The sequence below is a fragment of the Flavobacterium sp. GNP002 genome, assembly GCF_054343795.1.
In genome coordinates this window covers 1,217,618-1,243,997 of sequence record NZ_JBTGUW010000001.1, presented here as the reverse complement: position 1 = coordinate 1,243,997, position 26,380 = coordinate 1,217,618, and the positions used below count along the sequence as shown (strand labels likewise).

Annotated in this window: 27 protein-coding genes; 10 read left to right on the top strand and 17 right to left on the bottom strand. The window is 35.2% G+C overall.

Annotated features, from left to right (window positions below):
* Positions 1-296: 296 nt before the first annotated feature.
* The 13 genes from ACXX80_RS05615 to hemA all read right to left on the bottom strand — a co-directional run bounded on the left by ACXX80_RS05615 (position 297) and on the right by hemA (position 13,323).
* The gene (locus ACXX80_RS05615) at positions 297-1,898 is read right to left on the bottom strand and encodes a fumarate hydratase (RefSeq protein WP_458552352.1); all 1,602 of its coding nucleotides are present in this window, start codon (positions 1,896-1,898) and stop codon (positions 297-299) included.
* A gap of 410 nt (positions 1,899-2,308) precedes the next feature.
* Complete coding sequence (locus ACXX80_RS05610) at positions 2,309-3,748, bottom strand: spore maturation protein (protein ID WP_458552351.1); 1,440 nt, start codon at positions 3,746-3,748, stop codon at positions 2,309-2,311.
* Between the two features lie 125 nt (positions 3,749-3,873).
* Positions 3,874-4,587: a 3'-5' exonuclease gene (locus tag ACXX80_RS05605; RefSeq protein WP_458552350.1), complete on the bottom strand. Its 714-nt coding sequence runs from the start codon at positions 4,585-4,587 to the stop codon at positions 3,874-3,876.
* A 164-nt stretch (positions 4,588-4,751) separates the two neighbouring features.
* Positions 4,752-5,222, bottom strand: a complete 471-nt coding sequence (locus tag ACXX80_RS05600; RefSeq protein WP_458552349.1) for a methylated-DNA--[protein]-cysteine S-methyltransferase — start codon at positions 5,220-5,222, stop codon at positions 4,752-4,754.
* Positions 5,223-5,460: 238 nt separating this feature from the next.
* The gene (locus ACXX80_RS05595) at positions 5,461-5,847 is read right to left on the bottom strand and encodes a c-type cytochrome (protein WP_458552348.1); all 387 of its coding nucleotides are present in this window, start codon (positions 5,845-5,847) and stop codon (positions 5,461-5,463) included.
* Positions 5,848-5,886: 39 nt separating this feature from the next.
* On the bottom strand, positions 5,887-6,396 hold the full coding sequence (locus ACXX80_RS05590; protein WP_458552347.1) for a DinB family protein: 510 nt from the start codon (positions 6,394-6,396) through the stop codon (positions 5,887-5,889).
* A 2-nt stretch (positions 6,397-6,398) separates the two neighbouring features.
* Entirely contained in the window at positions 6,399-7,391 is a 993-nt protein-coding gene (gene hemB, locus ACXX80_RS05585; RefSeq protein WP_458552346.1) for a porphobilinogen synthase, read from the bottom strand.
* A gap of 287 nt (positions 7,392-7,678) precedes the next feature.
* Positions 7,679-8,581, bottom strand: coding sequence for an oxygen-dependent coproporphyrinogen oxidase (gene hemF / locus ACXX80_RS05580; RefSeq protein WP_458552345.1), 903 nt, complete (start codon positions 8,579-8,581; stop codon positions 7,679-7,681).
* Positions 8,582-8,740: 159 nt separating this feature from the next.
* Entirely contained in the window at positions 8,741-9,292 is a 552-nt protein-coding gene (locus ACXX80_RS05575) for a transposase (protein ID WP_458552344.1), read from the bottom strand.
* Between the two features lie 126 nt (positions 9,293-9,418).
* Positions 9,419-10,444, bottom strand: a complete 1,026-nt coding sequence (gene hemE, locus ACXX80_RS05570; RefSeq protein ID WP_458552343.1) for a uroporphyrinogen decarboxylase — start codon at positions 10,442-10,444, stop codon at positions 9,419-9,421.
* A gap of 22 nt (positions 10,445-10,466) precedes the next feature.
* Positions 10,467-11,150, bottom strand: coding sequence for a uroporphyrinogen-III synthase (locus tag ACXX80_RS05565; protein WP_458552342.1), 684 nt, complete (start codon positions 11,148-11,150; stop codon positions 10,467-10,469).
* Positions 11,150-12,070, bottom strand: a complete 921-nt coding sequence (gene hemC / locus ACXX80_RS05560; protein ID WP_458554078.1) for a hydroxymethylbilane synthase — start codon at positions 12,068-12,070, stop codon at positions 11,150-11,152. Before hemC ends, ACXX80_RS05565 begins: the two co-directional genes overlap by 1 nt.
* Positions 12,067-13,323 (bottom strand): glutamyl-tRNA reductase, encoded by a 1,257-nt coding sequence (gene hemA, locus ACXX80_RS05555; RefSeq protein ID WP_315205559.1) that lies wholly within the window; start codon positions 13,321-13,323, stop codon positions 12,067-12,069. The genes hemC and hemA overlap by 4 nt, the downstream gene beginning before the upstream one ends.
* A 228-nt stretch (positions 13,324-13,551) precedes the next feature.
* On the opposite strand from hemA, the gene ACXX80_RS05550 reads away from it, so the two are divergent.
* The 7 genes from ACXX80_RS05550 to ACXX80_RS05520 all read left to right on the top strand — a co-directional run bounded on the left by ACXX80_RS05550 (position 13,552) and on the right by ACXX80_RS05520 (position 20,293).
* On the top strand, positions 13,552-14,427 hold the full coding sequence (locus ACXX80_RS05550; RefSeq protein ID WP_315205562.1) for a helix-turn-helix domain-containing protein: 876 nt from the start codon (positions 13,552-13,554) through the stop codon (positions 14,425-14,427).
* Between the two features lie 99 nt (positions 14,428-14,526).
* Positions 14,527-15,582, top strand: coding sequence for a ferrochelatase (gene hemH, locus ACXX80_RS05545; RefSeq protein WP_315205564.1), 1,056 nt, complete (start codon positions 14,527-14,529; stop codon positions 15,580-15,582).
* Entirely contained in the window at positions 15,583-16,938 is a 1,356-nt protein-coding gene (locus ACXX80_RS05540) for an MATE family efflux transporter (RefSeq protein WP_458552341.1), read from the top strand.
* Positions 16,925-17,479, top strand: coding sequence for a CopD family protein (locus tag ACXX80_RS05535; protein ID WP_417950961.1), 555 nt, complete (start codon positions 16,925-16,927; stop codon positions 17,477-17,479). The genes ACXX80_RS05540 and ACXX80_RS05535 overlap by 14 nt, the downstream gene beginning before the upstream one ends.
* 58 nt (positions 17,480-17,537) lie before the next feature.
* Positions 17,538-18,953, top strand: coding sequence for an ATP-binding protein (locus ACXX80_RS05530; RefSeq protein ID WP_315206214.1), 1,416 nt, complete (start codon positions 17,538-17,540; stop codon positions 18,951-18,953).
* Positions 18,954-18,963: 10 nt separating this feature from the next.
* A complete protein-coding gene (locus ACXX80_RS05525) occupies positions 18,964-19,746 on the top strand; it encodes an enoyl-CoA hydratase/isomerase family protein (protein ID WP_417950960.1) in 783 nt (260 codons plus the stop codon).
* A 148-nt stretch (positions 19,747-19,894) separates the two neighbouring features.
* Entirely contained in the window at positions 19,895-20,293 is a 399-nt protein-coding gene (locus tag ACXX80_RS05520; protein ID WP_315205576.1) for a hypothetical protein, read from the top strand.
* Positions 20,294-20,363: 70 nt separating this feature from the next.
* On the opposite strand, the gene ACXX80_RS05515 is transcribed toward ACXX80_RS05520, so the two are convergent.
* From ACXX80_RS05515 to ACXX80_RS05505, 3 genes are all read right to left on the bottom strand, one after another.
* Positions 20,364-21,017, bottom strand: a complete 654-nt coding sequence (locus ACXX80_RS05515) for an HD domain-containing protein (RefSeq protein WP_458552340.1) — start codon at positions 21,015-21,017, stop codon at positions 20,364-20,366.
* Positions 21,018-21,107: 90 nt separating this feature from the next.
* A complete protein-coding gene (locus ACXX80_RS05510) occupies positions 21,108-22,097 on the bottom strand; it encodes an acyl-ACP desaturase (protein WP_113664670.1) in 990 nt (329 codons plus the stop codon).
* Positions 22,098-22,107: 10 nt separating this feature from the next.
* Positions 22,108-22,842, bottom strand: coding sequence for a lysophospholipid acyltransferase family protein (locus tag ACXX80_RS05505; protein WP_458552339.1), 735 nt, complete (start codon positions 22,840-22,842; stop codon positions 22,108-22,110).
* Between the two features lie 125 nt (positions 22,843-22,967).
* Between ACXX80_RS05505 and rnpA the strand changes: the two genes are divergently transcribed.
* The 3 genes from rnpA to ACXX80_RS05490 all read left to right on the top strand — a co-directional run bounded on the left by rnpA (position 22,968) and on the right by ACXX80_RS05490 (position 25,927).
* Positions 22,968-23,378 carry a ribonuclease P protein component gene (gene rnpA, locus ACXX80_RS05500; protein WP_417962276.1) on the top strand — a complete coding sequence of 137 codons (411 nt, stop codon included), beginning with the start codon at positions 22,968-22,970 and terminating at the stop codon, positions 23,376-23,378.
* Positions 23,379-23,486: 108 nt separating this feature from the next.
* The gene (locus ACXX80_RS05495; RefSeq protein ID WP_458552338.1) at positions 23,487-25,121 is read left to right on the top strand and encodes a S41 family peptidase; all 1,635 of its coding nucleotides are present in this window, start codon (positions 23,487-23,489) and stop codon (positions 25,119-25,121) included.
* The gene (locus tag ACXX80_RS05490; RefSeq protein ID WP_458552337.1) at positions 25,121-25,927 is read left to right on the top strand and encodes an OmpA family protein; all 807 of its coding nucleotides are present in this window, start codon (positions 25,121-25,123) and stop codon (positions 25,925-25,927) included. The genes ACXX80_RS05495 and ACXX80_RS05490 overlap by 1 nt, the downstream gene beginning before the upstream one ends.
* Here ACXX80_RS05490 and ACXX80_RS05485 read toward each other — a convergent pair whose 3' ends face one another.
* On the bottom strand, positions 25,928-26,371 hold the full coding sequence (locus ACXX80_RS05485; protein ID WP_417990803.1) for a GNAT family N-acetyltransferase: 444 nt from the start codon (positions 26,369-26,371) through the stop codon (positions 25,928-25,930). It lies immediately after the preceding gene.
* Positions 26,372-26,380: the final 9 nt, after the last annotated feature.

Here is a 26,380-nt window from a genome sequence, read left to right as displayed (position 1 = left end):
TTTTTGGTTATATTTTTTAATAGAAAAATCGTATTGTTAATTCTAGACAACTGCTAGTCCTGATAGCAGCGTAAAGCCATTGCGAATTGAAAACCCGTTTTTCTTGCACTGGCAGAGCGACCAAAGGAAGCTCCTGCCAGAGCTTAGAAAAACAGGTTTAAAATAGCGATGCTTGTAATGTATAGCAGGTGTTAACTCCAAAAACAAACCGCTGTTTCACAAATTGAATTTGCAAAACAGCGGTTTATATGATTGTATGCTAAGTATCTTAGAGTCTCAGCAACTTAGTATCTTCATTATAAATTTTCAAAGAAATCATTTCCTTTATCGTCTGTAATAATAAAAGCAGGGAAGTTTTTCACTGTAATTTTGCGTACCGCTTCCATACCTAATTCTTCAAAGTCTACTACTTCTACTTTTAAGATGTTATCTTGAGCCAAAATAGCCGCTGGACCACCTATTGATCCTAGATAGAAACCACCGTAAGTTTTACAAGCATCCATTACTTGTTTGGTTCTATTTCCTTTGGCAAGCATAATCATACTTCCTCCGGCTTTTTGAAATTCTTCTACATACACATCCATTCTTCCAGCCGTGGTTGGACCAAAACTTCCCGATGGCATTCCGTCTGGAGTTTTAGCTGGACCAGCATAATACACGGGGTGATTTTTAAAATACTCTGGCATAGGTTTACCTGCGTCTAATAATTCTTTGATCTTAGCATGTGCAATATCGCGCGCTACAATTAAAGTTCCGTTCAGTTTCAAACGTGTTTTTATAGGATATTGAGATAACTTTTTTAGTATATCAGCCATAGGTTGGTTCAAGTCAATCTCAACGGCAGGTTCTAAATGTGGTGGAGTAGAAGGCAATAAACGTCCTGGATTAACCTCAAGCTGCTCTACAAAAATACCATCCTTAGTAATTTTTCCTTTTATATTTCTATCAGCAGAACACGAAACTCCTAAACCTACTGGGCAAGAAGCGGCATGACGCGGCAAACGAATCACACGTACATCATGCGTAAAATATTTACCTCCAAATTGTGCTCCAATAGCGCTTTCTTGACAAATCAGCTGTACTCTTTTTTCCCATTCTAAATCGCGGAATGCTTGACCAGCCATGTTTCCTGTGGTAGGCAAGTGATCAAAATATCCAGCAGAAGCTTTTTTCACTGCTGCCAAATTAGCCTCAGCCGAAGTACCTCCAATAACAAATGCCAAGTGATATGGCGGACAAGCAGAAGTTCCTAAATCCATAATTTTTGCACGTACAAAAGCGTCCATAGACTTTTCGTTTAAAAGCGATTTTGTTTGTTGGTACAAATATGTTTTATTAGCTGAACCTCCACCTTTTGCTAAAAACAAAAACTCGTACGTACTTCCTTTTTTGGCATAAATATCAATTTGTGCTGGAAGATTAGAACCAGAATTCTTTTCCTCAAACATACTTATCGGAACAATTTGAGAGTAACGCAGGTTTTTCTCTTGATAGGTGTTGAAAATCCCTTTTGAAAGCCACTCGGCATCATCGACACCTGTATATACATTTTCTCCTTTTTTAGCCATTACAATCGCTGTTCCTGTGTCCTGACAAGATGGCAATTGTCCATCAATAGCTACTGCGGCATTTTGCAATAAATTATACGCCACAAAACGGTCGTTATCGGTTGCTTCTGGATCATCCAAAATAGCACGTAATTTTTCTAAATGTGACGTACGAAGCATAAAAGAAACGTCTTTCATGGCTTCTTGCGAAAGCAACTCCAAACCTTTGGGATCAACGGTTAAGATTTCTCTGTCAACTAATTGCTCTACTTTTACGAAATCAGATGTGATTTTTCGATACTGTGTATCATCTTTTAAAATTGGATAAGGATCCTGGTATATAAAGTCCATTGTTTTGTTGTTTTTACAAAGATAAAAAATATTTGCTGGAGCTAGTACTTAAACGGATTTGGTTTAAATAACAAACACTTCTTAACTTCCGTTTCATAGCTGTAAAAAAATACCATGAAAAGGATTCTTAAAAAGTGTTTCTTTTATCGTAGAAGTATTTTATGTTAGCAAGCTTGTTACTAAAAATAAAATCACTAATCCTATCGCGATGTACTTGGTATACTTTGACATATTTGATGAATTTAAGGGTTGTTTTAAATCGTTTTTTGTGCTTTTCAAATGAATGAAAAATTGATTAAAAATCCTAGGATTTAATTTCATTAACAGATTAAATTCCGTTCCTGCAAAATAAATCGTTCCTACGGAAATTATACAAATATTTCACAGAGAGATAGGCTCAACACAATATTTTAAAAAAACCAGGTCGCCACAAAAATAGCAGTAATCACACAAATGACATCCACAATAAGCATTGTTCCTAGAGCGTAGCGGGTATTTTTAATGTTTACAGAACCAAAATAAACAGCTATCACATAAAAAGTACTCTCGGCACTACATTGAAAAATACTGGCCAATCGTGCCGTTAAGGAATCAGCGCCAAAAGTATTCATCGAATCAATCAAAAACCCTCTTGAACCGGCAGAACTAAAAGGACGAAGCAACGCAACAGGTAAAGCATCAGTGATTTCTTTACTTACTCCCATATTAGAAAAAATAAAAGCAATCCAATTACTGATAATTTCAAATAAACCACTGTTTCTGAATAAAGAAATAGCAACTAACATTCCCAAAACATAAGGAAAAATAGTCACTCCGGTTTTCACTCCATTATTGGCTCCCACTACAAAGCTTTCAAAAACTGTTGTAGATGCTTCCGTAAATTTTTTCTCATGGATGAACGAAAAAATCAAGGTAAAGGCAATAATTCCAATTAAAATTAAAGCCGAAAGATTAGAGGTAAAATAGTTTTTTCCAATTAAATCCAAATGATTAACATACATCAACAAACCAACAATAGCAGCTATTAAAACCATCAATACAATAACTAGAGAAGCGCTTTTGAAATTGATTCTTTGTTTGATTCCAACAATTAAAAAGGCTGCAATAGTACCAATAAAAGAAGTGATAATACAAGGCAACATTACATCCGCTGGATTGCTGGCATTAGCCGCAGCACGATAACCTATAATAGATGTAGCGATTAAAGTAAGACCTGATGCGTGCAAACACATAAACATAATTTGCGCATCACTGGCTTTGTCTTTATCTGGGTTTATCTCTTGTAAACTCTCCATAGCTTTTAGACCAAAAGGAGTTGCGGCAGAATCTAATCCTAAGAAATTAGCAGCAAAGTTTAAGGTCATATAAGAAATAGATGGATGGTTTTCAGGAATGCTCGGAAATACTTTTACAAAAACAGGACTCAAAGCTTTAGCCAATTTTCCAGAAGCTCCAGAAATAATTAACAGTTCCATTAATCCACAGAAAAAAGCCAAATAAGCCATCAACGGCAGGACTAAATCTAACAAAGTACTTTTACACGTTGGCAATAAACCATCTGATTTTTGAACGCCACTGTAGATTTTTACCGTTTTGTTTTTAAAAACATAAGTTGTGTCCGCATTTAACGTATCACGATTGATAATCATGGTTTGTTCTGGGGCTTTTTTGATGCTGTCTTTTATAAAAGCAGGAAGTTCTTCGGCAAATTTCTCCGAAACCAGAATTGGATCATCTTTCTTTCCATTCAAAACGTGGTCAATGGTATAACTGTCTCCAGAAAACAAACTAAACACCACAAACACAATTGCTGAAATAAAAATGACCAACCAAAATCTACTCAATACCATAATCTATAATTTTTGTAAATGTAATAAATCAATATCAATAACAATTGCAATGTCAATTTCAATAAAAGAATTTTAAAATTGTATTTGCCATTGAATTTTGATACTAATATTGCCATTGAAGTTACTTACACATGAATAATCTCGTCTTCAATTAACAATTCTTCTCTACGTAATCTCAGGAAAATCTGTGCTACCGCAATGGTGTCTTTCTCACAATAAGTAACAATACGATCAATATCTTTATCCACATAAAATACATGTCCTACTTGACTACCGTCGATGTCGCCTTTTGGAGAAGGGATTCCAAGGACTTTACACATTAACTTTAAAGAAGTGAAATGCTTGTAATCGCCAAATTTCCATAATTCCAAAGTGTCCAAATGCGGGATTTCCCAAGGTTTTTTTCCAAATAAATTCAGCTTGTTCGGAATGGCAATTTGGTTGATAATCATGCGTCTGGCGAGGAACGGAATATCAAATTCCTTAGCATTGTGACCACACAAAACATGTTGTGGCTGATTGAAATGATTGTTCAATAAATTATTAAAATCCAACAATATTTTCTTTTCTTCTCCAAAGAAAGAAGTCACTCTAAAATTCCGAATATCGCCTTTGATGGTAAAATATCCTACGGAGATGCAGACAATTTTACCAAACTCGGCCCAAATTCCCGCACGATCATAAAAATCCTCAGGCGTGTATTCATCTCTGCGCTGGTATTGGGTTTTGTGTTCCCAAAGGTCTTTCATTTCAGAATCTAACGCATTGAAATCTTCGGCTTCCGGAACGGTTTCTATATCGAGAAACAGGATGTTATTGAGGTTTATTTTTTCTATCATCAGCTAGATTTGTTAGATTTTTTGACTTCTTAGATTTTTAGATTAAATACAAAAACCTAAATTAGTAAACTTGATCGATTTTTTTGAATCTGAGACAATCTAAAATTCTAACAATCAAAGAAATCTAATGTGTCTAACCTTCTAAAAATCTAAGAAGTCTATTTTTAAAATAGACTTTGTTGGTTCGTTGGGTTTTCGTGTTCTAATAACCATTTTTTACGCCACAAACCTCCTGCATAACCGGTCAATGAACCATCTGTTCCAATGACTCTGTGACAAGGAACAACAATCCAAAGCGGATTTTTCCCATTAGCAGAAGCAACGGCTCGAATGGCTTTGACATCACCCAGTTTTTTAGATAAATCCATATAACTACAGGTTTTGCCAAATGGAATTTCCAGCAATCCTTTCCAAACTTTTTGTTGGAATTCAGTTCCTTTTGGATTCAGTGCAAAGTCAAAATCGGTTCGTTTCCCCTCAAAATAATCGTTGAGTTGCGTAACGGCTTCTTTCAAAACAGCAGGAATTGCAGTTGAAATTTCTCCTTCATCCGAAACTGAAATTACGGATATTCCGTTTTCATCACCGATTATTGTGGCAATTCCTAAAGGTGTTTTGATACATACTGTTTCCATATTTTAAAGATAAAAAAATTAACCACATTGTTCCCAAAGAAGTAACAAAGTTCAGAAAGAAATAAAAATCAGAACGTTTTGAACATAAAAAAACCACTCGCAGACACGAATGGTTCTTGTATTTTAGCCCCGATAGCAGCGACATCTCCCGATTTAGAAAAACGAGGCTTTATAGCCGTAGTTTTTGTTTATCGGGAATACAGCGAATAGCGGGATTAGCTCCTGAAAAATATCAGGATTATTTCAAATGTGAGTAAACGTAAGCTTCTAATGCTTTTAATTCCTCATCAGACATCGCTTTAGTAACCGCAAAGTTTGTTTTCATAACTTCGTACTGACTTGGGTCAACGATTGGCTCGCCTTCACCTTTTAAAAACGTTACGATATCTGCATTTTTATCTTTGTATATCTTAGCAATATCCTGCAGACTTGGCCCTATCACTTTCTTGTCTACTTGATGACAGGCAACACAATTTCCTTTTCCTTTGAAAATTTCCTCTCCTAATTCCTCTGGAGTTTGGGCAACTTCTTCGGTAGTGGTTGGGTATAAAGATTCTTTTTTGACTTCTTCTTTTTTACAAGAAGCAAAGGCTAAAACGGCAAATAAAAACAACGTCTTTCTCATATTAATTTCTTTAATTTTAAGTATTTAAATTGCTAAAAATTACCATCCTATATATTTGGGTGGCTGAATTTGATTCAGATTCAAATATACTAAAATTTGTGCTCTGTGATGGGTAACATGATCTTGCATCAAATTAAGTATCTGTAATTTTGATTTTGGACCAGCAAAAAAATCTACTTTTTGGGATAATTCAGCATCATTGGTTTTTTGTACAAATGCCTTTGCTTTATCAAAAGAGGATTTTATTTCTTGGATTATTTGCGCTTTCGAAAGTCCTTTTACAACTTCTTTTTTATCATATTTCTCTTCCGAAAAATGCGTTGTACTCAACCAATTCATATTGTCTTGTATGTGAAATAACTGTTCTCTAAACGACATTTCACGAGCAGCAGGCTTGTAATCATATTTATCTTCAGGCATAGCTTCTGCAACGGCTACTAAATAATCTTTGGAATTATCCCATTTCTCGATGAAAGTAGCAACAACCTCAACTTGTGCAAAAATGCTATTGGAAAGCAATAAAACCGCTATTATTAAACATTTTTTCATGTTTATTTGTTTAAAAGTATTGCGGCTTCTTTGGCAAAATAAGTCGAAATTAAACTGGCTCCAGCACGTTTGATACACATTAATTGTTCCATCATTATCTGATCATGATCCAACCAACCTCTTTCGGCAGCGGCTTTAATCATAGCATATTCACCCGAAACGTGGTATACCGTTACCGGAACATTTACCGCGTTTTTAACTTCGCGAACGATGTCTAAATACGCAATTCCAGGTTTTACCATAACCATATCGGCGCCCTCTTCCACGTCCCACAACGCTTCTTTGATGGCTTCGATGCGATTGGCATAATCCATTTGGTAAGTTTTTTTGTCTTTTGGAATTTCAGTGGCGTCAACAGGAGCGCTGTCTAATGCATCACGGAACGGCCCATAAAATGCAGAAGCATATTTAGCAGAATAACTCATGATACCTACGTTATGATAACCGGCAGCATCCAGACCTTCACGCAAACGCAATACACGTCCGTCCATCATGTCTGATGGCGCTACAAAATCGGCACCGGCTTGTGCATGAGAAACGGCCATTTTTACCAAGGCTGCGTTCGTCGAATCATTTTCAACATCACCGTTTGCAATGATTCCGTCATGGCCATAAATAGAATACGGATCCAAAGCTACGTCAGGCATTACAATCATTTCTGGGCAAGCCATTTTGATGGCACGAATGGCATTTTGCATTAATCCGTTTGGATTCCAAGCTTCATTTCCTTCGTTATCTTTTAAATCCTCACTTACTTTTACATAAATATTCACCGCACGAATTCCCAATGCAAATATTTCTTTGACTTCTTCTACCGTTAAATCAATAGAACGACGAAAAATTCCTGGCATGGATGGAATTTCGACTTGTACGTTTTCGCCTTCGGCAATAAACATAGGAAACATAAAATCCGCTGGACTCAAACTAGTTTCACGAACTAAACTTCTAATGGATTCGTTTACTCTTAAACGACGTCCTCTTTGTAATGGGAACATAATTACTATATATTTGTCTTATGAAAAAAAAGTTTTTTTTTAGTGTAATTGCACTTATTTATATTTGTATTTTTAAAATAACAGATTTTGAAACATGCAACGTAGCTTCAGCTACAATTTTAATTTATGTTGGTGTGCCTTTCTTCGTTTTAGTTTCACTTATTTTATTTACAGTAAGCTTTTATAATTTTTATAAAGAAAAGTTTAATATCAAATCTTTATATTTTATTTCACTAATATTAAATCTTATTACACTTGTTTTAACTCTTGATGTTTTCTTGTTTTTTCTAAATCCAATCAACTGGTGATTCTAACACTTTAAGTAATTTTTCTTCTTCGCTTCCGGCTTCAGCATGATGGTCGTATACCCATTGTACATGTGGCGGCAAACTCATCAGGATACTTTCGATTCTTCCGTTAGTTTTTAGTCCAAATAAAGTGCCTTTATCGTGCACCAAATTAAACTCCACATAACGACCACGACGGATTTCCTGCCACGTTCTTTGTTCTGGAGTATACGGTAAATCTTTTCTTTTTTCTACTATTGGAACATAAGCTTGCAGGAAACTATTCCCTACTTCAGTTACAAAGTTAAACCAGTTTTCCATCGACATTTGCTCGGTTGCTTTGCAATAATCAAAGAATAATCCGCCTAGTCCACGAGCCTCATTGCGGTGAGCATTCCAGAAATAGGCATCACATTGTTTCTTATATTTTGGATAAAACTCCGGATTATGTTTGTCGCAAGCGGTTTTACACGTTTGATGAAAGTGAATTGCATCTTCTTCAAACAAATAATACGGTGTTAAATCTTGCCCACCACCAAACCATTGTTGAATTACGTTTCCGTTCTCATCGTACATTTCGAAATAACGCCAATTTGCGTGAACGGTTGGTGTCATTGGGTTTTTTGGGTGCAAAACCAAACTCAATCCACAGGCAAAAAAATCAGCTTCGCCTACATTGAACATTTTCTGCATGGCTTCGGGCAATTTCCCGTGAACTGCGGAAATATTTACTCCGCCTTTTTCGAAAACAGTTCCGTTTTCAATTACGCGGGTTCTTCCGCCACCACCTTCCGGACGTTCCCAAAGGTCTTCACGGAATTTGGCTTGACCTTCAACAGCTTCCAATCCTTTACAGATTTGGTCTTGGAGGTTTTGTATGTAGTTGTAGAATTGTTGTTTCATTATAAATTTGCTTTGCAGCAACTAACTTATTAAATATTTCAAACGTAAACATCTCGCTTTCCTGCAAGGTTTCCAAAACCTTGTAGGTATAACTAGTGATGATATTCCTAATCTAACTTAGCTGTAAGGTTAAAAAAACCTTACAAGATTGCAACAATATTACTCAAATGTGTATTTTTCAGTTAAAAAATCATTTTTTTGATTGTGACAAAAAACGAAATTTTCTATACCTCCAAACAGCTTCAACACTTCTTCTTTCTCTATTTTTGTTTCTTTATTTGAAATAAAAGCTTGATAGGAAAAATACTTATAATCCTGAAATTTTAAATCTAAATGATGCTTCGGATTCAAATGCACATATAGTATCAATTGTTTTAAATAATTTTCATCGTTTAGCTTTATCCTCTTAAAATGTTTTTCAAATAAGCTTCCGGTTCTGTCTATATGTTTATTAAAAGCTTTAGCATAAGAATTAAAAAAATTAGAAAATGCCTGTGTCACTATTTTCTCATCTTCATTTAATCGGATAATTAAATGAAAATGATTATCCATTAAGCAATATCCAAATATTGAGATTTTACCCAATAAATATTTTGAAAGTTGTTTTAAAAAGAAAATTTTATTTTCATCATTTTCGAAAATAGGAGCACCATTAATTCCTTTATTGTAAATATGATAATAGCAATCTTTTTCTAAAACTTCTAATTTCATATTATACATTTTAAGTTGATCCTGCAAGGTTTTTTAACCTTGTAGGTATAACCCATGTCAGCAAAATTTTAAAAAACACCTACAAGGTTCAAAAGAAACCTTGCAGGAAATATAGTAAAATAAATATTACTGATTATACTCCTTCACTGCATCAATAAACGCTTTTGCGTGATCCACAGGAATATTTGGTAAAATTCCGTGACCTAAATTCACGATGTATTTGTCTTTTCCGAATTCGTCAATCATTTCGTGTACCATTTTCTTGATTACCGGAATTGGAGATAACAATCTAGATGGATCAAAATTCCCTTGTAATGTGATGTTTCCACCAGACAAGTATCTTGCATTTCTTGGAGAACAAGTCCAGTCAACACCTAGTGCTGAAGCTCTACTTTTCCCCATTTCGCCCAACGCAAACCAACATCCTTTTCCAAAAACAATTACCGGTGCATCATCTGCCAAGGCTTCAATGATTTGGTTGATGTATTTCCAAGAGAATTCCTGATAATCTACTGGAGACAACATTCCGCCCCAAGAGTCAAAAATTTGAACGGCATTTACTCCCGCTTTTACTTTTTCTTTTAAATATAAAATGGTAGTGTCTGTAATTTTTTGCAATAAAACATGCGCTGCTTCTGGATGTTGGAAACAAAATCCTTTAGCCATATCAAAACTTTTAGAACCTTTCCCTTCTACTGCATAACACATAATTGTCCAAGGAGAACCTGCGAAACCAATTAACGGCACCTCATCATTCAACATTTCTTTAGTCAATTTGATAGCGTCAAAAACGTAACCTAATGTTTCATTTACATCTGGAACGATTACCTTCTCCACATCCTGAATCGTACGAATAGGATTTGGTAAATACGGACCAAAATTAGGTTTCATCTCCACATCAATCCCCATTGCTTGTGGAATTACTAATATATCCGAAAACAAAATCGCAGCATCCGGAGCAATTCTTCTAATGGGTTGTACAGTGATTTCAGCAGCTAATTCTGGAGTTTGACAACGGGTGAAAAAATCATATTTATCACGCAAAGCGATGAATTCCGGCAAATATCTTCCGGCTTGACGCATCATCCAAACTGGTGGACGTTGTACTGTTTCTCCTTTTAGTGCTCTTAAAAATAGGTCGTTCTTAATCATGTATTTAAATTTTAGCAGATTGCTAGATGCTTTCCGTTTTATAATATTCAATAACTTCCTCAATCACCTCTTCGATAGTTGGCGTTTCGGCAATTACTATGTTTTTAATTTTCTTTGTTTCTAATGCTGATGCTGTAGTGGTACCTATGCAAAAACATACTTCGTTCTTTATTTTATTATTTGTCAAATAACTTTCAACGCCAGATGGGCTAAAAAATAGAATTCCGTCAAATTTTTCTTGGTCGGATATTTTAAAAGGTGCTAACTTGGTTTGATACACTTCAATTTCGTTAAAAGTTATTCCTGCGCTTTTTAGTGCTTGTGGTAACGTTTCTTTACGCAAATTTCCGCTCAAAAAAGTATAGCTTTCCTTATTGTAAATTAAAGTGATTATTTCAGCTAATTCAGATGCATAATCTAAATAAACATCAACTGTAAATCCATGCGACTCTAGTAATTCTTTGGTTCTAATGCCTACGCAAAAAACAGGTTTCGTCTTTAAAACTTCCCAACCGTTTTGTTCTATCAAACTTAAAACAGCATTTTGGCTACTAAAAATCAAGTTGTTGTTGATTGTTTTCAGTTCAAAAAGGTTGTTTTTGATTTCGATGAAATCCTGTTCTAAAAGATCAAAATTAGCATCAAGAAATACTTGTCTTTGTTCTGCCGACAATGTTTTGGTGGATAAAATGCTTGTTTGGCTCATTATTTCTTCAAATTAATTTTAATTGCTGTCATCAATTCTGCTCCGCCATTTTCTAAAATTTCTTTGGCGCAATAAAAGCCTAATTTCTTCCATTCTTGCATCGGAACGGTTTTTTCGATTTCTATTTTTTGCTTTCCATCGATAGAAAACAGAACACCTTTAAACAAAATATCATCTTCTACAAAAACTGCTAAAGCGCCAATTGGTGCCGTACAACCGCCTTCGAGGGTTTTTAAAAACTGTCTTTCAATATGTGTACAAACTTCAGTATCAATATCGTTAAGTTCGTTTAGCGCTTGTCTGCAAAATTCATCATTTGCCATAGCAACAACAACCATAGCACCTTGAGCCGGCGCTGGAATCATCCAATCCAAATCGATATAATTAGAAGGTTTCAAGTTGATTCTCTCTAATCCTGCTGCTGCAAAAACAGCTCCGTTCCAATCGCTTTCCTGCAATTTCTGCATTCTTGTATTCACGTTTCCACGTAAATCCACTACTTTGTGATTGGGATATTTGTTGAGCCATTGTGCCTGACGACGCAAACTTCCTGTGGCAATTGTTCCTTCTCCACTAAGAAAATTAAGGTTTCCTTTGTGTACCAAAATATCCAAGGTATTCGCTCTTTCCAAAACTGCTGCCTGAACAATCCCTATTGGCAAAGCCGTAGGAACATCTTTCATGGAATGTACCGCAATATCAACATCACCATTTATCATGGCAATATCTAGCGTTTTAGTAAAAATTCCTGTGATTCCTAATTCGTAAAGTGGTTTGTCAAGGATGATATCTCCTTGTGATTTTACCGCTAAAATTTCGGTTTTATAGCCTAAATCATTTAGCTTTTTTTCGACGGTATGGGCTTGCCAAAGCGCGAGTTCGCTATCGCGAGTTCCTATTCGTATTGTTTTGCTCATTATCTTGTAGTCGCTCCTATTTTGAAAACTTTTTCAATCCATTCAATACTTTCATCTACCATGGTATCATCATCTTTCAAATGATTAGCGAAATGAGTCGTTATTTTTTGGATAATTCTGTTGCTGATAATCTCCGCTTGCTCTTCATTGAAATTTGAAATCTTTCTACTTTGGAAATCTAATTCGGATGTTTTTATTGCATTCAATTTCGCTTTTAAAGCATTGATTGTCGGTGCAAATTTTCTGCCTTTAGTCCAAGTTATAAATTCCTCTTTTATTTCTTCAATGATGGCTTCAGCAGCAGGAATGTGTTTTTTTCTGTTTTCTAAAGTCTCGTCTGTTAGTTGTGACAAATAATCCATGTGAATTAACGTAACACCTTCAATTTCTTCCACGTTTTCATGCACGTTTTTCGGAATTGATAAATCCAAAATTAACATTGGTTTTTTCAAATTCAGAATTGCTTTGTCAATAGTTGGATTTTGTGCACCGGTTGCTACCACAACAACATCTGCTTTTTGTAGTTCCAAATGCAGTTCAGAATAATCTTTTACGATTAAATTCAATTTTCCGGCTAATTTCTCTGCTTTCTCTTTGGTTCTGTTGATTAAGGTAATATGTTCGTTTTTAGTATGTTTTACTAAATTTTCACATGTATTTCTACCAATTTTTCCGGTACCAAACAAAAGAATGTTTTTGTTCCCAATGTCTTGCACATTGTTAATAATATAACGAACTGCGGCAAATGAAACCGAAGTAGCGCCAGAACTAATTTCTGTATCTGTTTTTATTTTTTTACTGGCTTGGATAACGGCATTCACCAATCTTTCCATAAAAGCATTGGCTAAACCCAACGATTTTGACTGTGAAAAGGAATTTCTTATTTGTGCGATAATTTCAAAATCACCCAGAATCTGACTGTCTAAACCAGTTCCTACACGAAACATGTGGCTGATGGCTTCTTGATTTTTATAGACAAAACCTACCTTTTGAAACGCTTCAACAGAGCCTTGACTATTCTCGCAAATTAATTTGATTAATTGAAAGGGATGTTCCGCATAACCGTAAATTTCAGTACGGTTGCAGGTAGAAGTAACTATTAAACTTTCTATTCCTTCATTCTTAGCTTGTTCCAGCAAACGCGTTTTTGCAGCAGCGTCTAAACTAAACTTACCTCTAATCTCAGCATCTGCTTTTTTATAGCTCAATCCAACTGCGTAAAAATAGTGATGCTTTGATGTGTTATTGTTTTCCATATTTGCACTTTTCAAGAAAGTGGAACAAAATTATCATTATAGTTTTTATAAAAGTAACGCTAGAAGTTCTTTTTGTATCGCTTCGTGATTTTTTAATTCTAATGGCTTATTTTATGGTAAAAAAATCTATTTTTGTAATGAATTCAAGTCATTTGAATTAAGTTATTTAGAGTTGTTCTAAATAAAAAGGTTTGATAATTATGATTTTCATATTAAAAAAATATCGCTATGGGTTCTCAGGAAATTATAAAAATTGAAGATGACTTTACGCTTATCCGTTTTCAAAATGACGGTATCGAAAATTTTAACGCCCAACGTGAAGTCAGCAGTGGCCTGATTCAGTTTCATTTTGGATTAAAAGGAAGCGCCAAATTCATCTTTAATCAAGGGAATTATGCTTTGGAACTGAAAGAGGAAAAATCGTTGCTTTTATACAACCCACAAAAGGAATTGCCTTTAAATTTGGAATTAGCCCCAAATTCCTGGGTGATTTCTGTGATTATATCGATAAAGAAGTTTCATGCTTTATTTTCAACAGAAGCGGACTATATTACTTTTTTAAGTGCCGATAATAAAGACAAAAAATATTATAACGAAGGAAACATCAGTCCATCGATGGCAATTGTTTTATCGCAACTGTTCCATTATAGCTTGCATCCGTCGATTAAAAACCTGTATTACAAAGGAAAAGGATACGAATTATTGAGCTTGTATTTCAATAGAACCGAAGATCCAAACGCAGAACAATGTCCGTTTTTAATAGACGAGGAAAATGTAATGAAAATTAGAAAAGCCAAAGAAATCATCATTGCCAACATGGCCGAACCACCAGGATTACAGGAATTAGCAGATGAAATAGGCTTGAATTTAAAGAAACTAAAAATGGGTTTCAAACAAATTTATGGCGATACGGTTTATGGTTTTCTATTTGACTACAAAATGGATTTTGCCCGAAAATTACTCGACAGCGGTTCCTATAACGTAAATGAAGTAGGACTGAAAATTGGGTACAGCACCGGAAGTCATTTCATAGCGGCATTCAAAAAGAAATTTGCCACTACGCCCAAAAAATATTTGATGTCAATCAACCCAAATATGCCGTAAACAATTGATTTCTTATATTAAACAATAAATAAAAAATAGTTAATCGCAATTTATAAAAAAGTAAGTTTAATTACTTTTGTACCAACAAAAAAAGACAACATGAAAGGTGTATTATTAGTTAATTTAGGTTCTCCGGAAAGTCCAACTGCTAAAGATGTAAAACCATATTTAGATGAATTTTTAATGGACAAATACGTAATTGATGTTCCGTTTTTATTGCGAGCATTACTAGTTCGTGGAATAATTTTACAAACAAGACCTAAAAAATCAGCTGCAGCTTACGCGAAAATATGGTGGGACGAAGGTTCTCCATTGGTTGTTATTTCCAAAAGAATGCACGAAAAAGTACAAAAATTAGTTGACGTTCCCGTTTCCTTAGCCATGCGTTACGGAAATCCGTCTTTATTATCTGGTCTACAAGAACTGCATGACAAAGGCGTAACCGAAGTGCTGCTTTTCCCTTTGTACCCACAACATGCGATGGCGTCTACGACTACTATACTAGAATTAGCTGAAGAACACCGTAAAAAATATTTCCCAGAAATGAAATTTACGATTGTTCCTGCTTTTTATAACAAACCTGATTATTTACAAAACCTGGCTGATTCTATCAAAGGGCATTTAGAAGGTTTTGATTACGATCATTTATTATTCTCATACCACGGAATCCCGGAGCGTCACATACGCAAGACGGATATTACGAAATCACATTGTAAAATTGATGGTTCTTGTTGCAACACGCCTTCGCCGGCCCATGAATTTTGTTACCGTCACCAATGTTACGAAACGACCAAACAAGTGGTAAAATTACTGGGAATCCCAGAAGGAAAATACAGCCAGACTTTTCAATCGCGACTAGCGGGTGACAAATGGTTGACCCCTTACACGGATGTTGAAGTAAACAAAATGCCCGAAAAAGGAATTAAAAATCTTGCTGTTGTAACACCTGCTTTTGTATCTGATTGTTTGGAAACTTTGGAAGAAATTGCCATGGAAGCCAATCATGAATTTAAAGTTCACGGAGGAGAAAACTTCAAAGCAATTCCATGTTTAAATGACGGTGATGACTGGTGTAAAACCGTGAGTAACTGGATTTCAAATTGGTCAAACGCCTCTTCAACCGTTAAAGTTGACTCTGAAAAAATTAATGCTTAAATGGCTGTTACCGCCGATGAGTTAGGAACTCAGGACATCAAAAAACTCTTGATAAAACAAGCAGTTCCGTCTTCTATTGGGATTTTATTCATGTCGGTTAATATTTTAATTGACACCATATTTGTGGGTCAATGGATTGGTTCTTTGGCCATTGCGGCGGTAACCGTAGTTTTGCCCATAACCTTTTTGATTTCTTCTTTGGGAATGGCGATTGGTGTGGGCGGAGGCTCAGTACTTTCCAGAGCATTGGGAGCCAATCACAAAGAAAAAGCATTGCATACCTTTGGTAATCAAATAATGATGACTTTTTTATTGGCATCAGTTTTTGTGGTATTTGGTCTTTTTTTTAGTGACGAAATGCTAATGCTTTTTGGTGCTAAAGGAGCTATTGTGGAACCCGCCAAAGAATTTTTTATTCCCATAATTATTAGTGTACCATTTTTGGCACTTTGCATGATGGGCAATAACGTGATTCGTGCAGAAGGCAAGGCAAAATTTGCAATGGTCGCCATGATTATCCCTGCATTTGTCAATATTGCCTTGGACATACTTTTTATCAAATACTTAGATTTAGGAATGTTTGGCGCTGCTCTAGCAACCGCCATATCCTATTTTACTTGCTTTTTGTTTGTGCTTTGGTTTTTTGTTTTTAAAAGCGAACTAAAATTAAAAACAAGACATTTTAAATTCAACATTCCCATTGTAAAGGAAATAACCGAATTGAGTTTTGTCACGTTTTCGAGACAAGGAGTCGTGAGTATTTTATCCATAATCTTGAATCATACTTTATACACGTATGGAGGAGAACATTCTGTTGCTATTTATGGAATTATCAGCCGAATGTTGATGTTTGCCTTGTTTCCAATTCTGGGAATTACGCAGGGATTCCTACCAATTGCCGGATTCAATTATGGCGCGGGAAATTATTCAAGAGTAAAAGAAAGTGTACTGCTTTCAATAAAATATGCAGCAATTCTAGCCTCGCTGATTTTTGTGATAATTCTAATTTTTGCTAAACCTATTGTTGCTGTTTTCACAACTGACCCACTTGTAATCGACCAAACTCCGGAAGCGTTGCGCTGGGTTTTTGCGGCTTCGCCAATTATTGCCGTTCAACTGATTGGCGCAGCCTATTTTCAAGCTGCTGGAAACGCAAAAAAAGCTTTGCTTTTGACGCTAAGCAAACAAGGATTTTTCCTAATTCCGCTAGTGCTGATTCTACCAAATTTTTTAGGTATTTTTGGCGTGTGGATTGCATTCCCAATCGCGGATATTTTATCAACGCTATTAACTGGCTATTTTCTAAAAAAAGAAATGAATACAAAACTGATTCAAACTAACGATGGAATACTATAATTACCTTAAATCCTTACACCTCATCTTTGTAATCACATGGTTTGCAGGATTATTTTACATTGTTCGCTTATTTGTTTACCAAATAGAGGCTGCTCAAAAACCTTCGCCAGAGAAAGAAATTTTACAAAAACAGTACAAAATAATGACCTATCGCTTGTGGTATATTATCACTTGGCCTTCAGCAGTTTTAGCCAGTATTTTTGCTTTTTGGATGCTGTTTTTCACAGATTTAGGGCAAGCGTGGTTAAAAATGCCGTGGATGCATGTAAAACTTGGCTTCGTATTTGTGTTGTATTTATACCATGCCAAATGCCAACAAATATTCAAGCAATTGCAAAATGACGAGGTAAAATACACCACTACTTTCATGCGGTTGTGGAACGAAGGCGCAACGATTATACTTTTTGCAGTGGTTTTTTTAGTAATTTTAAAAAATGCGGTCAACTGGATTTATGGCGTGATTGGGATTTTCTTATTTTCCATTTTGATAATGCTTGGGTTTAAATTTTATAAAAAAATTAGAGAAAGAAATCAATCTTAATATGTTTAAAAGCTTCAAAATATCAATGCTATCATTACGAATCAGGATTTTCCTTTCGATGATTGTATTGATAGTAATGGCTTCGGTTTTATTGGCTTCCATTTCTATTATTCAGTTTAAAAACGAAGCCAAAGAATACCACCAAGAGCGTTTAGAACGAAAAGAAGATGCGATAAAAGAACACATCAATTATGTGCTTTCGACCACGACATATCCTTTAACAAATGAAAATTTAGATTTAATTTTCAAAGATAAAATACACGAATTAGCTCAAATCCACAGTATTGAAATTAACATTTACAGTCTGGACGGAAAGTTGCTAAAGTCTTCCAAAGAATCATTTTCTGTTGATAAAGTAGCCCCGCCAATTCCCAAATACATTTTAAAACTGGTTCGCTCTTCGATTGAAAAAAGATACGTGGACATTAAAACTATTGATGGCAAAAAGAATCGTTCTGCTTTCAGCCAAATTAAAGACGACAAATTTAAACCATTAGGAATCTTAAACCTACCTTATGTAGAAGACGATGGCTATTATGAAAACGAGCTTAAAAGCTTTCTTATTCGACTGGGACAAGTGTATTCCTTTATGCTTATCGTCGCGTTTGCACTAGCCTATTTTCTCTCTTCTTACATCACTAAATCCTTAAAAACAATCTCAGATAAGTTAAGCGAAACGAGTTTGAATCAAAAAAACGAAAAAATTGTTTTGGAAGCCAGTAGCAAAGAAATTAATCTTTTAATAAAGGCATACAACGGAATGGTGGATGAACTCGAGAAAAGTGCCATCAAACTAGCACAAAGCGAACGTGAAGAAGCTTGGCGCGAAATGGCGAAACAGGTGGCGCACGAAATCAAGAATCCACTTACGCCAATGCGACTAACGGTACAGAGTTTTCAGCGAAAATTTGACCCGACTGATCCCAATGTAAAGCAGAAAATGAACGATTACTCCGAAACGTTGATTCAACAAATTGATACCATGAGTGCGGTAGCTTCTGCTTTTTCAAATTTTGCATCGATGCCGGCACAGCAAAATGAAACCTTGAATGTGGTGGAAGTCGTAGAACTCGCCATGGATATTTTCAACGAAGAATACATTGAATTTCACAGTGATTCTCCCGAAATTATTTCGAAAATTGACCGAACACAACTCATTCGAATTATCACAAATTTAGCGAAGAATGCCATTCAGTCCATTCCGGAACAGCAGGAAAACAAGTCCATTATTGTATCCGTAAAGAAAGAATCAAACAACGTTCTAATTACTGTTGCAGATAACGGAATTGGTATTCAGCCAAAAGACATTGACCGTATATTCGAACCTAAATTTACCACTAAAAGCAGCGGAATGGGACTTGGTCTTGGAATAATAAAAAACATAATCGAAAATTATAAAGGAACGATTACCTTTGAAACTGAATTTGGAAAAGGAACTACTTTTACGGTTTCACTTCCAATAATTAACTCTTAAAATTACAATTATGAACTACGAAAATCTTTTAATTACAACCGAAAATAACATTGCTACGATTACCATTAATCGTCCTACAAAACTAAATGCGTTGAATGTTGCTACTATTTCAGATTTGAACAAAGCGTTTAAAAACTTAGGAAAAAATGATGAAATTCGTGTTATTATTTTAACTGGGAGCGGTGAAAAAGCGTTTGTAGCCGGTGCTGACATCTCTGAATTTGCTCATTTCTCAATTGAAGAAGGAACGCAATTAGCGGCAGAAGGGCAAGAAAAATTATTTGATTTCATAGAGAATTTAAAAACTCCAGTAATTGCAGCCGTAAATGGTTTTGCATTGGGTGGCGGATTAGAATTAGCGATGGCGTGTCATTTTAGAGTCGCTTCAGAAAATGCAAAAATGGGATTGCCTGAAGTTTCACTGGGCGTAATTCCGGGTTACGGAGGAACACAGCGTTTGCCACAGTTAATAGGAAAAGGGCGTGCGATGGAAATGATTATGACCGCAGGAATGGTAACGGCACAAGACGCCTACAGAACTGGATTGGTAAATCACGTAGTTCCAGAAGCCGAACTTTTAGATTATTGTGTGAGTGTGGCGAATAAAATAATGAAGAACTCTCCATATGCTATTGGTAAAGCCATAAAAGCAGTCAATGCTAATTTCAAAGAAGGAAAAAATGGGTATGAAGCCGAAATAAAAGCCTTTGGAAAATGCTTTGGAACCGAAGATTTTAAAGAAGGAACAACGGCTTTCTTAGAGAAAAGAAAAGCAGTTTTTACTGGAAAATAATAACAAAAGAGAGCCACATTGGTTCTCTTTTTTGTTTATAAGTGATTATCATTTAAAATAATCTTTCCTTAAAAGAGATTGTTTGGTTTACAACACTTAATTTTACAGACCCGTTTCGGAATATAACACATCATCTAAAAATCAACATATGTCCTTCCAACCTGTATTTGTACTTTTCTGGGAAAAGGTAAAAGAAAGTATCGAAAACCATACCTACGCTAAACTTACGCTTGCCAAAACCATTGGTGATACGGAACTGAAAAATATTTATGTGCGTCCCGTTTTATTGGAAAATGACGTATTTAGTCTTTCGGTTACGGCGCGCTACAAAACCGAAGAAGTAGAAAGTTTTCATACCCTTGATGAAGCTTTTATTATATTGGCTCCGTATATGAATAATCCTTTTTTGACAGCGCTGCTATTTACAACGGAGAATGATATCACCTTTAAACTCAATAAAAAAAGAGTGGGAACCATTATTGAGCAAGCGCCCACTTTTAAAAACGCTTCGGATGTTATTCTGGAGATGAAAGAAAAAGGAATTTAAAAAACAATTTGCATTGTAGAGACGCACTGCAGTGCGTCTCTACTATCGTGCGTCTTCACAATCAAAAATATTACTTTTCCCCTTCCCATTCCGCATAAAACTGCGCCAGAAATCCTTCCATATAATGATGTCTTTCTTGTGCAATTTGTTTTCCGGTTTGGGTATTCATCTTATCTTTTAAGAGCAATAACTTCTCGTAAAAATGATTGAGCGTTGGAGAATCATTCTTTTTGTATTCTTCCTTTGTCATACTGGAATTTGGGGCGATATTAGGGTCATATAGCGCTCTATTTTTAAATCCGCCGTAATTGAATGTTCTAGCGATTCCAATAGCGCCAATCGCATCTAAACGGTCTGCATCCTGAACCACATCTAATTCTATCGATGAGAATTTCTTTTCGAAATTACCGCCTTTATATGAGATGTTTTCAATGATATTTACCACATGCATGATGATCTCTTCATCAACGTTTTCTGATTCTAAAAATTCTCGAGCAATTCTTGGACCTACGGTTTCATCACCATCATGAAACTTACTGTCAGCAACATCATGAAGCAAAGCCCCAAGTTTCACAACCGTAACGTCACAAACTTCATTTTTTGAAATCAGAACAGCATTTTTAAACACTCTTTCGATATGGAACCAGTCGTGTCCGCCTTCGGCATTTTCTAATTTTTCTTTTACAAAAAGAATCGTTTTGTTTATTAAATCAGGGTTTGTCATTGTTTATTATATTTTAAAAAAAATGTTGAATTTCAAAGTTCTCCAACTTCAAAATCCAACATTTTTATTCTTTATTTAGAATTCAGAAATCTATCGTACTAAAGCTGGCTCAACCCATTTGAAGATATGTGATTCTTGTGGAATGACTAATCTCTCTGAAATTTTTGCCATTCTTCCTGGTAATTTCATCAAATAATCACGGGCTTTTTCTGCTTCATCTGTCAAACCGGAAATCTTATCAATTTCCCATTTGTCAATTAATTTTTGCATAATATCCACATAATCCGCTGCAGTATAAACCCCAATTCTTTGTGCCGAATCAGAAAACTGTTCGAAAGCAGTGCTTATTTTTTCACCGGATTCTCTCAAGAAATGTGCCGGCATAACGATTTTTGCTTTCATCATGTATTGAAACGCAAGCATCATTTCACTTGGATCAATCTGGAAAATTCGGTTTACAAATTCGCTGTATGCATGATGATGACGCATCTCATCACCAGCAATCATTTTGCACATTTTAGACAATTTGTTATCCCCGTATTTCTTAGCCATTTGCGCTACTCTGTTATGAGACACATACGTTGCTAATTCCTGGAAACTGGTATACACAAAATTTTTGTATGGATCTCTTCCGGTTCCAATATCAAAACCGTCGTTGATCAAGTGTTGCGTTGTCATTTCAACTTCGCGCATGTTTACACGACCTGATAAATACAAATACTTGTTCAGTAAATCACCGTGACGATTTTCCTCACCAGTCCATTGTCTGATCCATTTAGACCAACCGTTTCTTTCTACATTATCAATTCCTTCTACGTCCATTAACCAGGATTCGTAAGTTGGTAAAGCTTCCTCAGTAATGGTATCACCTACTAAAGTTACCCAGAAATCATACGGTAATTCTTTTGCAATTTCGCGTAATTCTTTGACCTCATCAAAAAAAGTATCGCTTTGGGAATTAGGCAAAAAATCAGTTGGTTGCCATATTTTCTCCACTGGAATTAGATACTGATCGACAAAGCTGTCTACGTTTTTTTCCAAAAACTGCATTACTTCTAATCGAATGTTTTTTATTGACATTATATATAAATTAAATTTTTATTCCTTGAACTACTGCTGTTTCTGTTTTCTCCATTAAATCAGCAAAATCATAATCCTTAACCGCTAAAGGTTTATGTACAACAAAGGTAAGGCGATTTCCTAAACCTAATGGGAAAAACCCGTATTTAACTATTTTCCAAGAGTTGTTTATACTTACTGGAACCACATATGCCGATGGTGCGTTCTTGCATAAAATTTTAAGACCAGTTTGCGAGAACTCTTTTGGTTTTCCCGTCTTGCTTCGGGTTCCTTCCGGAAAAATAACTGCCGAACGATTGTGTTTTTCAATATATTCTGCTAAACCTTTGATGGCCGGAATGGCTTGTTTGGGATCTTTTCGGTCAATAAGAACAGAGCCTCCATGACGTAAATTAAAAGAAACACTTGGAATACCGCTTCCTAATTCTATTTTACTGACAAATTTACAATGAAAACGGCGGAAAAACCAAATCATCGCAATAATATCGTACATACTTTGATGATTGGACACAAAAATTAATGGTACATCTTTAGGAATGCACTCCATATTTTCAAATTTGTATGTAGTTCCTAAAAGATTCGTGCATTTCAACAAGAAAAAATTCAAATAATCCACACTTTTTTTATGGGCTTGATAGCCAAAAACATGGAAACAAACCCATTGTATTGGGTGAAAAATAACCAATGTAAGACCGAAACACAAATAATAAATTACGGAAATGGGATACGAAATCAGTTTTTGCATGCTTTAAAAATTTGTCACAAAAGTAAGGAATATATTTTTAGCGGTATTTAAATCCGAAACAATATACTGGCTCAACGTTTAATCGTAACTTTGCCAGTCAAAATCTATGTCTTTTTTATATTAAAATGAACTTCACTTACCCAAAAAACGAAAAGCTAAAAAGCAAAATAACCATTGGATTATTATTTACCGAAGGAAAATCAGTATCTAAATATCCGTTGCGATTGGTGTATAAAGCCGGTTCTTTTGACGCGAGTGAAAAAATAAAAATGGGCGTTTCTGTTTCCAAAAAAAATTTTAAGAAAGCCGTAGACCGCAATTACTTCAAGCGGGTACTGCGCGAAACCTATCGTTTGAATAAACACCTATTGATTGACAATCTGGACCAACCGTATTCCTTTATGTTTTTTTATCAAACTAAAGACCGATTGACGTACGAGGAAATTAATACCAAAACCATTCAATTATTTGAGAAGTTTATTGCTCAAAACATTAAAAAACCAGCATCAGAAAGCGATTCTATTTCTGAAATTTAAACATTTGATATATTCTAATTAAACAAAGTTGCGTTTAGATTTAGTCCTGCCTAATTATTTGATGATTTATTGTTATTTTAGTGGCCTCAAATTTAGTTAATTAAAACTATGAACTTCTTCAAAAAAAAATTCATAATTCCCGTTGTTGCTTCGGCATTTCTGTTTATTGGTGCCAGTTTCAAAGATGATTTTTTTGAAATTGCCAAGCAAATCGAGATATTCACTACTCTTTTCAAGGAATTGAACCGAAATTATGTCGATGAAACGAATCCTGCGGAACTAATGGATAAAGCCATCAAAGGAATGCTGGCTAATTTAGACCCTTACACCGTTTATTTCAACGAACAGGATGTGGTGCGATTCAAGATAAACAACACTGGAGAATATACCGGAATAGGCGCTTTATTGACTCGAAAAGAAGATAAATTAATCGTCAAGGAAGCCTATAAAAACTTCCCTGCGGATAAAGCCGGTCTTAAAGCGGGTGACGAAATTACTCAAATAGGCGATGTATTATTATCCGATTTTAAAGAAGATGCTTCACAGCTTTTTAAAGGTACTAAAAACACTAAAATCGACATTAAATACATCCGACAAGGGAAAATGAGCACCACTCAAATTATTCTGGACGAAGTCGAAATTAAATCGGTTCCGTTTTTTGCAAAAATAGACGATAAAACCGGATATATTGTATTGTCTCATTTTAACAAAAAAGCGTCATTTGAAACCAAAGAAGCATTGGAACAATTAAAAAAAGACGGTGCGGAACGAATTATATTGGATTTAAGAGACAATCCGGGCGGGCTTTTGAATGAAGCAGTGAATATCTGTAATTTATTTGTTCCGAAAAACGAGATTATTGTTACTACAAAATCAAAAATAGAAAAACACAACAGCACCTATAAAACAAGCAAAGATCCTGTAGACACTGAAATCCCTTTGATTATTATTGTCAATGGCAGAAGTGCTTCTGCTTCAGAAATTGTAGCTGGCGCATTGCAGGATTTAGATCGTGCAGTGGTCGTAGGTAGCCGTAGTTTTGGAAAAGGATTGGTACAAAGACCTGTAGATTTAACTTTCGGAACACAACTAAAAGTAACAATTTCTCGCTATTACACGCCGTCTGGAAGATGCATACAAGCATTAGATTACACCCGAAAAGACAAAAATGGAAAGGCGATAAAAACAGAAGAGAAGAACTTCAATGCTTTTAAAACCAGAAAAGGAAGGACGGTTTATGATGGCGGTGGCATTCAACCCGATGTGGAACTGGAAGAAGCAAAATCAAGTCCAATAACGGATGCCTTGATAAAAAATGATGGAATTTTTAATTACGTAACCAGCTATTATTATAAAAATCCCGATTTAGGAAATCGCATTCCTACCGTTACTGATGCGGATTTTATAGATTTTAAACAGTTTTTAAAAGTGCAAAAATTTTCTTTTGATACCGAAACGGAACTCGCTTTGAAAAACACTTTGGCTGTAGCCAAAAAAGAAAAAATAGAGGAATCCATCCTTGTAGAATACCAACAATTGCTTACTGCACTTCAGAAAAGTGAGAATGCTTTATTAGATAAAAACCAAAAAGAAATTAAAAATCTGATTTTGGATGAAATCATTAAACGTTATCAATACCAAGAAGGATTGTATCAATATTACATAAAAAACAATTCGGAGATTAAGAAAGCAGTGAGCATTTTGAACAACAACTCTGAGTATAAGACTATTTTAAAAATATAATGAAGAACTTATTTAGTCTAATCTTTTTGTTTTTTTTTAGTTATTTAACCGCTCAGATTAAAACCGCAGAAACCGTATATTTTGAATTTGATAAATACAACCTTGATAACCATCAAGTACAAGTTATAGTCAATTTTATAAAAACAGTCGATACTGCAAAAGTCGAATCCATTCAGATTTATGGGTATTGTGACGATAGAGGGGATAATGATTACAATTATAAATTATCAGACAACAGAGTAAAAACAGTTCAAGATATCCTGACTTCTAATGGTTTTAATAAAAACAAAATTGTTATTATCGAAGGGAAAGGGCGGGTGATTTTAACAAATGATGCTTTTGATAATTTAACGGAAATCCGTTCCAAAAATAGGCGTGTTGATTTACTAATTGTAAAGAAAAACAGTTTTGGAAAAGGAATTTATAACTCTTTTCAGGACAATCATAAAGTTGGTGACAGAGTTTATCTAGAAACTATTTTATTTCCTTTGGGAAGCAGCAAATTAACGGAACAATCCAAAATGGAATTAGACAAAATTTCAAAAATTTTGCAAAAACAAAAGAACATACAATTCGAGATTAAAGGACATGTATGTTGCACTCCAAGCTATTACGATGATGCCATCGATAAAGACAGCCACGAAAGAAAACTTTCTTTGAATCGAGCCAAAAATGTGTACAAATACCTCATGTCTAAAGGTATAAACAGCCTTAGAATGAAATACACAGGGTGTGGAAATAAATTTCCTACGGGTTTAGGAGAAGAACTAGACCGAAGAGTCGAATTTCTTATTGTGAAAATTTAATTACTCTCTTTTCATCTCAATATGTGGAATATCATCTTCCAGATACATTTCACTGGTTTGTACAAATCCATGGCTTTCATAGAATTTTTTTAGATACAACTGTGCTCCAATGGTGATTTTACTTTCGCCAAAATGATGAGCGATTCCGGTAATTGATTCTCGCATTAAGTCATGCCCCCATTTTCTGTCGCGATAATTAGCATCGACAGTTACCCTTCCGATAGAAGCATTGTCAAAACTGATTCCGGGCTTGAATAATCTGGAATGAGCCACAATTTTACCGTCAAATTCACCTATGAGATGTAACGCTACCTTATCTTTCCCGTCAAGATCAAGATAAACGCAATTTTGCTCCACTACGAAGATCTCACTTCTTAATTGCAACAAATCATATAGTTCGTGAACCGTTAGTGCGTCAAACGCCTTAATTTTCCATTGTAACATCGTGCCTCT